Annotated in this window: 1 protein-coding gene; it reads left to right on the plus strand. The window is 67.6% G+C overall.

Going from position 1 to position 1527, the window contains the following annotated elements:
• The first annotated feature begins 209 nt into the window (after window positions 1-209).
• Window positions 210-1505, plus strand: a complete 1296-nt coding sequence (locus ACFXJ8_RS44045; RefSeq protein ID WP_379651543.1) for an IS701 family transposase — start codon at window positions 210-212, stop codon at window positions 1503-1505.
• Window positions 1506-1527: the final 22 nt, after the last annotated feature.

The following is a 1527-nucleotide window of genomic DNA, read 5'->3' on the forward strand; positions in this document are numbered from 1 at the left end:
CTAGTACGGCAGCCGCCATTTGCTGGATGACCAGGGCGGATGCGCGGCGGGTCGATGTGATCTTGTGATCGGAATCCGGCCCAACGAGAACAGCCGCTCATGATCATGTCTGTGTGACGAGAACAAGATCGAGAGCGGCTGCTGCGCTCATCGTAGAGGCCCGCCGCATCCAGCGGAACACCAAGGAGCTGATGGCGGCGTTGGCGCCGATGTTCGCGCGGATCGAGCCACGGCGCCAAGCCGCGAAGTACGTCCGGGCAGTCACGTCTGATCTGCCCAAACGCAACGGATGGACGATCGCCGAGTGGGTAGGCGACCTCCGTCCAGACGCTACTCAGCGGCTGTTGAACCGAGCCCGCTGGGACACCCTTGGCGCGATGAGCATCATCCGTCGCTTCGCCGTGGACCGGCTGGATGCCACCGCCCGCCCCGGCAGCCTGACGATCGGGGCACTGGATGAATCGGGACAGGAGAAGAAGGGCAAGGCCACCGCGGGCGTCAAGCGCCAACACATGGGCTGCGCGGGCGGGATCGACAACGGCATCAACACCGTGCACCTGGCCTACGTCCGCGCCGGTACGGGACACGCGCTGATCGGCTCGCGGCAGTGGATCCCCGCCGAGCAGATCAGCGACCCGGTCACCGCGATTATCACCGGCCTGCCCTTCGACCTGACCTTCGCCACCAAAGGCGAGCTGGCCATCACCCTGCTGAGCGAGGCCTTCGCCGACGGTGTGCATCTGGACTTCGTCGCCGGCGACGAGGTCTACGGCGCGTGCACCACCCTGCGCCGCTTCCTGGAAGCCCACCGCCAGGCCTACGTGCTGCGCGTGCGCGCCACCTTCACCCTCACCCTCGGCGGCGGCACCTTCCTAACCGGCACCGAAGCCGTCGCCAAGCACCTGAAGCAGAAACGCAAGTGGACCATCCGCTCGGCCGGTGACGGCTCCAAGGGCGAACGCACCTACGCCTGGGCCTGGATCGCCACCGCCAGCCCCGTCCACTTCCTACTCATCCGCAAGCACCGCACCACCGGCGAACTGGCCTTCCACTACTGCTACGTCCCCGACGGTCAGCCCGCCACCCTGCCCCGCCTCATAGCCGCCGCCGGGCTACGCTGGCCGATCGAGGAGACCTTCGAGTTCGGCAAGGACCTGTTCGGCCTGGACCAGTCCCAGGTGCGCCTGTATGAGGCGGTCTTGCGCCATACCGTCCTGGTCATGGCCGCCCTGGCCATCTGCGCGGTGAGCGCCGCAACCGCGCGCCACCGCACCGACACCCAGGCCCCACCACCCACCCATGCCGAGCAGCGGCCACCCGAGGACCCCGGCATGATCCCGCTGACGATCGCCGAGATCAAGCGCCTGTTCAACGCCGTCATCACCCGCACGCTGTCGTTGGAGCACACCGCCCACTGGTCGACCTGGCGACGGCGACACCAAGCCCGAGCCCGCTGGTTCCACCGGCGCGCCCGCCTCACTACCGCATACGCCCAGCTCAACTAACGAATGGCGGCTGCCGTACTAG

The organism is Nonomuraea sp. NPDC059194, assembly GCF_042754765.1.
Lineage (GTDB): Bacteria > Actinomycetota > Actinomycetes > Streptosporangiales > Streptosporangiaceae > Nonomuraea.